6 protein-coding genes are annotated in these 6,441 nt (G+C 68.2%); all 6 read left to right on the forward strand.

Annotated features, from left to right (window positions below; all coding sequences use genetic code 11):
• Positions 1–231 precede the first annotated feature (231 nt).
• The gene (locus OP79_RS48035) at positions 232–984 is read left to right on the forward strand and encodes an SDR family NAD(P)-dependent oxidoreductase (RefSeq protein WP_051745869.1); all 753 of its coding nucleotides are present in this window, start codon (positions 232–234) and stop codon (positions 982–984) included.
• Between the two features lie 47 nt (positions 985–1,031).
• Positions 1,032–2,378 carry an FAD-binding oxidoreductase gene (locus OP79_RS48040; RefSeq protein ID WP_051745871.1) on the forward strand — a complete coding sequence of 449 codons (1,347 nt, stop codon included), beginning with the start codon at positions 1,032–1,034 and terminating at the stop codon, positions 2,376–2,378.
• 21 nt (positions 2,379–2,399) lie between these two features.
• Positions 2,400–3,494, forward strand: a complete 1,095-nt coding sequence (locus OP79_RS48045) for a hypothetical protein (protein WP_033329553.1) — start codon at positions 2,400–2,402, stop codon at positions 3,492–3,494.
• Between the two features lie 49 nt (positions 3,495–3,543).
• The gene (locus OP79_RS48050; RefSeq protein ID WP_033329554.1) at positions 3,544–4,716 is read left to right on the forward strand and encodes a DUF5624 domain-containing protein; all 1,173 of its coding nucleotides are present in this window, start codon (positions 3,544–3,546) and stop codon (positions 4,714–4,716) included.
• A gap of 61 nt (positions 4,717–4,777) precedes the next feature.
• Positions 4,778–5,638: an alpha/beta fold hydrolase gene (locus tag OP79_RS50940; RefSeq protein WP_051745873.1), complete on the forward strand. Its 861-nt coding sequence runs from the start codon at positions 4,778–4,780 to the stop codon at positions 5,636–5,638.
• A 308-nt stretch (positions 5,639–5,946) separates the two neighbouring features.
• Positions 5,947–6,414, forward strand: coding sequence for a cupin domain-containing protein (locus OP79_RS48060; RefSeq protein WP_033329555.1), 468 nt, complete (start codon positions 5,947–5,949; stop codon positions 6,412–6,414).
• Positions 6,415–6,441 lie beyond the last annotated feature (27 nt).

Genomic DNA, 6,441 nt, shown 5'->3' on the forward strand with positions numbered 1-6,441 from the left:
CCCTGGCCGCCGAGTTCCAGCTCGACCCCAAGTTCCACGACGCCCCGCACCGCATGCGGCTGATGCAGGAGAACGTGCCGTCCATGGGCATGAGTGCCCTGACCTTCTTCCACGCCCTCGAACTGGGCAAGCGCGCCGCCACGGCCGTCTGAACCCCTGGGGGGGCGGGCTCCGCGCCCCCACCCCCGCCCTGCGGGGGCCGCCCCCGCCTTCAGGAAAGGGATCTCGCCCGTGAACGACATACAGGGGAACGTGCCGCTGTCCGGACGGACCGTCGTGGTGGCGGGCGCGACCGGCGGCATCGGAGAGGGGATGACTCTCGCGCTGCTGCGCCAGGGAGCCACCGTCGTAGCTACCGGCCGCAGCGAGGAACGACTGGCCGGCCTCGTGGCTTACGCCAAGGACGCCGGTGAGGGCACCTTGATCACCCACACGGTCGATGTCGGTGACGCGGACAGCGAGTCGGTGCGCGCCCAACTGTCCGCGTACGGTGCGCTGGACGGTGCCGTCATCACTATCGGCGACTGGGGCAGCCCGGAGCGCACCGGCATCCTCGAGACATCCGACGCCGAGTGGCAGTCGATGATCGCGTCGAACCTGACGAGTCATTTTCACGCGTTGCGAGCGCTCACCCCGCTGCTGTCCCGGGACGGTGCCCTGGTGCATCTGAGCGGGTTCAGCGCGGAGATCCCCTACCCGTTCGCTGCACTCGTGGGCGCGACCAACGCGGCGAAGAAGTCGCTGGTGAGCTCCCTCACGGCGGAACTGGGCGGCGCCGGTCCCCGTGTCCACGAGCTGATCATCGGGCCCATCCGCACCCGCCCGCGTGCCGCGATCGGAGCGGACAGCCCCGCTTGGTTCAGTGCCGAGGACCTCGGCCGGCACGCGGGCCGCCTCATCGCCGGCGACGGCTCACACACCAAAGACCCGCTCCAGTACCTGGTGACCCGCGCCCACGGTGTACGGACCACACCGCCGAAGTGACGGATGCACGCAAGCCCCTTCATCCACACGGACAACGCGGAGCATCGATGAAGACCCCCGCCAGCCCACCGCCTGCACCCAAGCACACATTTCCCGAGAGCCTTGCCACGGTCACCATCCGGCCCGGCGACCGTGAATACGACGCCGTACGGCACACCTACACCCGCCTCGGATCCCCAGCTGCCGTGATCCGCGTCCGCGACCACGAAGACATAGCGGACACGCTGGCTCATGCCCGCACCACCGGGGTTCCCGTGACCGCCCGTAGCGGCGGCCACGGCATCAGTGGCCGTTCCACCAACGACCAAGGCATGGTCATCGACCTCTCCCGGCTCAACACCGTGGAAATCCTCGACAGCCGGTCCGGTCTGGTACGCGTGGAAGCGGGAGCCCGTTGGGGAGACGTCGCCGCAGCACTCGCACCCCACGGCCTGGGGCTGTCCTCCGGAGACACAGGAGACGTCGGGGTCGGCGGACTGGCCACCGCCGGCGGTATCGGCCTCATGTCCCGTCTGCACGGTCTGACCATCGATCACATGCGTGCCGCCGAACTCGTCCTGGCCGATGGGTCCCTCATCCGCACCGACCCCCAACACCGCCCGGACCTGTTCTGGGCCGTGCGCGGGGCGGGAACCAACTTCGGGGTGGCGACGGCCTTCGAGTTCCAGGCTCAGCCGGTGCGCGATGTGATCGTCGCCATGACCGTCTACGACGCCGCCGACACCGCCGCGTTCCTCACCCGGTGGGCGGCAGCAGTGGAGGCGGCCCCCCGCTCACTCACCAGCTTCCTGACGCTCGTCGCAGGTCCCGGCGGGAGAGCTGTCGCCCAGGCGATGACCGTGTACGCCGGCACCGACGCGGTGCAGGCCCGCGCGGCTCTCGCCCCCCTGTTGTCGGCCGGGCCGGTCCTGCGCAACCACGCAACCGTCACTCCCTACCACCGGCTGCTGCCCGCCGGGCACGAGCCGCAGCACGCGCAGCAACCGCTCACCGTGTCGCGCTCCGGACTCGTGGACCACATCACCCCGCCCGCCGCCGAGAGCATGGCAGCGCTCATGAAGGCGGCTGGCATGGTCCAGCTGCGCTCGGTCGGCGCAGCGGTCAACGACACACCGCCCACCGCCATGGCCTACTCGCATCGCACCCAGAACTTCTCCCTGATGGCCGCCACCGTGCCCGCACTGCGCGACAGCCTCGACGAGTACTGGGAACGGCTCCAGCCGCATGTGAACGGGCTCTACCTGAGCTTTGAAACGCGTACTGGGCGGAGACAACTGCAGGACGCCTTTCCCGGCCAGGTACTCGACCGGCTCGTCTCGCTCAAGGCGCAGTACGACCCCGACCACGTCTTCGACAGCAACTTTGCCCTGCCGTCGGTGCCGTTCCCGCACTGAATCCGAGGAGATGACCACCCGATGCCCAGCACACACCTGACCGAAATCCAGTCCATCCCCACCTCCGGTGCGCGAGGCGTCGAGCCCTTCGACCTGGACGGCATGCATCTGCTCGCCATACCCCAGCTCGCCTATGACATGCCGGACACCCCGGCGAACATGAACGGAGGAGACAGCGACACGGATCTGCTGTTGCTCAAGCGAGGCGAGCGAGGATACGAGCCGTTCCAGCGCGTACCGGCGCCTGGCGGCGAGGACGCGGAATTCTTCCGTATCGGCGACCGTGCCTTCCTGGCCGTGGCCAGCATCCGTACGGGCAACGGCCCGTACCGGTATGCCACCTCGTCCCATGTCCTCGAATGGGACGGCACCTCCTTCGCCGAGTTCCAGTCCTTCGACAGTTTCGCCGCCAAGCAGTGGAGGCACTTCACGATCGAGGACCGGCACTTCCTGGCCCTCGCCCAAGGGGTCGTCCTTCCAGAACAGGAGGCCGACAACCGGCCTTCGCAGATCTTCCTCTGGGACGGTGAACGCTTCGCCCACTTCCAGGACATCGACTCACGGTGGGCCTACAACTGGCACGCCTTCACCGTCGACGGTCACCATTTCCTGGCGCACGCCGAGCACGTGGGCCCGTCGGTGCTCTACCGCTTCGACGGTGAGGAGTTCCGGCCCCACCAGGAGCTGGCCGACCGGCACGGCCGCGCGTTCGCACACTTCACCGCAGACGGCGAATTCTTCCTGCTGGTGGCCCGGCTGCAGAGCGACTCGCAGCTGCTGCGCTGGGACGGCACCCGTTTCGTCGTTCATCAGACGCTGCACGGACCGGGAGCACGTGAGTTCGCCGTCGTGCCAGGTCCGGACGGGACCGTGTACATCGTCCGCGTGAACTTCGTCCTGGGCACACCGGCAGAACCGACCACCGACCTCGACTCCGAGATCTACCAGTGGCGAGACGGGCAGCTGGTGCAGACGGAGACCTTCCCCACGACGGGTGCCACCGACGCCGCCACCCTCCACGACGACGAAGAGGGTCTGCTCATCGCCGTCTCCCACAGCCTCACCGCCGACGTGCGCTTCGCCGCCCGCACGGTCCTCTACCGCTTCACCCTCTGAGTTCTCCGATTCCTGTGCCCGCTCCTCCACCCAGCGACAAGGAACGTCCATGACCGCCAACGAAAGCCCCGAGCTCGTCGACCTGTTCACCACCTACACGGCCGGTCCCAACAGCATCGGCTCCCACCTCACCCGTACCGCCGCCTCCGACACGGCCGACGCGCCACTGATCGTCGCCACCGGCACCGACTTCGCGCTCTACCCCGGCGGCGGCAAGCCCCCCACGGTCGAGGGCTTCCGCCTCTCCACCAAGGGCTTCAAGGAACTCGCCGGGATCTCCCACCTCGGCCCCGCCCTCGCCACCCTGGTGCAGCTGCGGAAGAAGTACGGCGCCCTCGGCTGGCGCGCGGACGCGGAGCGGCTTCTGGCCCAGGTGCGGCGCAGCCGGGAGGCGAACAGCGCCGAGTTGTGGCGCGACACCATTGCGGTCGAGACCTACCGCGGCCGTGAGCAGGCCATCACCGACATGGCCGACTACACCTTCGCCGTCACCGACCGCTTCCTCAGCGCGGCTCTCGAGGACGAGAGCCGTCTCGACGCCGCCACCCTGCGCGGCGAGTACCTGGAAAAGGGCAGTGCCGAAGGGCACGGAACCATCCTTCACATGATGATCGCCACGTTCTTCCTCACCGGATTGGACATCTCACACCGAATCATCAGCTGGTTCCGTGAGCAGGAGATCGACTGGAGCCGGGCCATGGCGGTCATCGCCGGCAAGCAGGGGCGTCCCACCGCCGGTGTCACCTGGAACACCTCCAGCGTCGCCACCATGCTCCTGGGCGCCTCCGGCTACCAACTGCCTCTCGAACGCCTCTACATGGCACCCCACGCGCCCACCTTCACCACGCCGCCCAACGGTGACCTGTCCGAGGTGGCAGCTCTGGAAGAGCCGCTGCGCCAGATCTGGTCCAACACCCGCGCCACCGTGGAACTCGGCGATCTGATGTTTCCCGGACTGCCCCGCTACACCCCCGGACACCTCACCCTCCCAGACATCTCCGACCCGTCCGTCAACGAGATAAGCGAGATGCCCGTCATTCACGGCGCGAACGACTGGCGCGCCATGACCACCCGCCTGCGCATGGTGCTGGAGGACCCGAGGCAGCTGCTGTCCGGCTCGGTCACCGACTTCGCCGTCAGCCAGCTCGTCGCCGCCGACAACGATCCGGCCAAGGTGACCGTACCCGGCCTGGACAACGTCACCTACCCGACCGGCCTGTGATCACCGCAAGCAGAAGGCCCCGTGCCGCGGTACCTTCCGCCCGAAGCCAGGAGCACAGCACATGCCCCCGTTGACCTTCGACCAAGCCCACCATCTCGACGTGGACGGCGGCCGGATCGCCTACTACGAGACGGGCACCGGCCACCACCCCGTCGTATGGGTGCACGGCCTACCCCTGGACTCCCGCTCCTGGGCCGCCCAACAGGAGTTCTTCGACCCTCACGCCCACAACGTCTTCCTCGATCTACGCGGCTACGGAGCTTCCGACAAACTGCCCCCCGCCGTGGACAGCGTCACCGCGCTGTACACCGCCGACCTCGCCGCCCTCATCACCCACCTCGGCCTGCAGAGCCCCACAGTGATCGGTTTCGCCTCCGCAGGGCACGTCGCGCTGAGATTCGCCGCTCAACACCCCCAGCTGCTGGGCAAGCTGGCCGTCCTCAACGGCTCACCCAAGTTCCGTCGCAGCGACGACTGGCCGTACGGCTTCGACGACATCGGCATCGCCCACTTCACCGATGCCGCCCGTGACAACGGAATCGCGGGACTCACCGACGCAGTCCTCGACCCGGGCCTGGTTTTCGCCGATATCGGCCCTGACCGCGCCGCGGAGCTCGGCTCGTGGTTCCGCGACATGAGCCACAACGCGGGCGTTGCGACCCTGCTCGGCTTCTTCGACAACATCTCACTCGACGACGACCGTCACCTGCTGCCCGCCATCACGGTCCCCACCCTGGTGATGAGCAGCACGATCGGTCAGGAGGTACCTTCGAGCGTCTCCCTCTACCTCCGCCGGACCATCCCACATGCGCGTCTGGCCGAGCTCCCCGGCGCCGACCACTTCGCCTTCGCCACTCGCCCCGACCTCGTCAACTCCCTACTGCTCTCTTTCATCGATGATCGCCCCGTACCCGGCCCGTGATCAGTGACCGCTGGTCCGTCTGCGGTCTTCGTCGAGGTCGGCTCCGCGGAGGCCTTCCGCCACGAGGATCTTGCCTCCCGTCTGTGGGTTTGCGGCGTGCATGCCGAACTCCACGTCCGGCCGGCGGTTTCCACATCTTCGACGGCGCCACCCCCGCCGCTGCCCTCTCGGCAGCGGATCTTGCCGCCCGCTCCGTCTGGGGGCGCCGCACCCTGGGTCTGATTTCCGGACACTCGCCGATGCCCATGCCCGCCTACGAGTGGCGGGCCGGACTAATTTCCCCGCCGACCTCCAAGAACGGAGTTCTCATGACGATGGCCTATCTGGCGCAGCCCGAGCAGCAGCAGAAGCTCGAATGGCTCGACGGGGGAACGTTCTCCGTGCTGCTCGGCAAGGAAGCCACCGAGGGCAAGCTGACCGTGGGCCGCTTCGACGTCGCCAAGGGCGAAGCCCCGCCGTTCCACCTGCACACCCGCGAGGACGAGGTGTTCATGCTGATCAAGGGCACGGCCCTGGTGTGGTCGGGGGAGGAGGAGCACGAACTGCGCGAGGGCGGGATCGTGTACCTGCCCCGCAACGTCCCACACGCCTACCGCATCACCTCCGACCGCGCAGACCTCCTGATGATCGCCACACCCGGCGGCATCGAGGGCATGTTCCGCCACGCCGGACGCGACCTCACCACCCCACGCCCCGACGGCTTCGACATCCCCACATCCCTCCTGGCGGAAGCATCCGAACTCTACGGCGGCGTCATCCTCGGCCCACCGCGCTGAACCGCTCACGGACCCGAGTGCCCGTGC

Source organism: Streptomyces yerevanensis (assembly GCF_000716805.1).
GTDB lineage: Bacteria > Actinomycetota > Actinomycetes > Streptomycetales > Streptomycetaceae > Streptomyces > Streptomyces flaveus.

What these genes read in the sequence shown, in the direction of transcription:
- OP79_RS48045 (WP_033329553.1), top strand. Translation starts at nt 2,400, where the DNA reads ATGCCCAGCACACACCTGACCGAAATCCAGTCCATCCCCACCTCCGGT.
- OP79_RS48060 (WP_033329555.1), top strand. Translation starts at nt 5,947, where the DNA reads ATGACGATGGCCTATCTGGCGCAGCCCGAGCAGCAGCAGAAGCTCGAA.
- OP79_RS48040 (WP_051745871.1), top strand. Translation starts at nt 1,032, where the DNA reads ATGAAGACCCCCGCCAGCCCACCGCCTGCACCCAAGCACACATTTCCC.
- OP79_RS50940 (WP_051745873.1), top strand. Translation starts at nt 4,778, where the DNA reads ATGCCCCCGTTGACCTTCGACCAAGCCCACCATCTCGACGTGGACGGC.
- OP79_RS48050 (WP_033329554.1), top strand. Translation starts at nt 3,544, where the DNA reads ATGACCGCCAACGAAAGCCCCGAGCTCGTCGACCTGTTCACCACCTAC.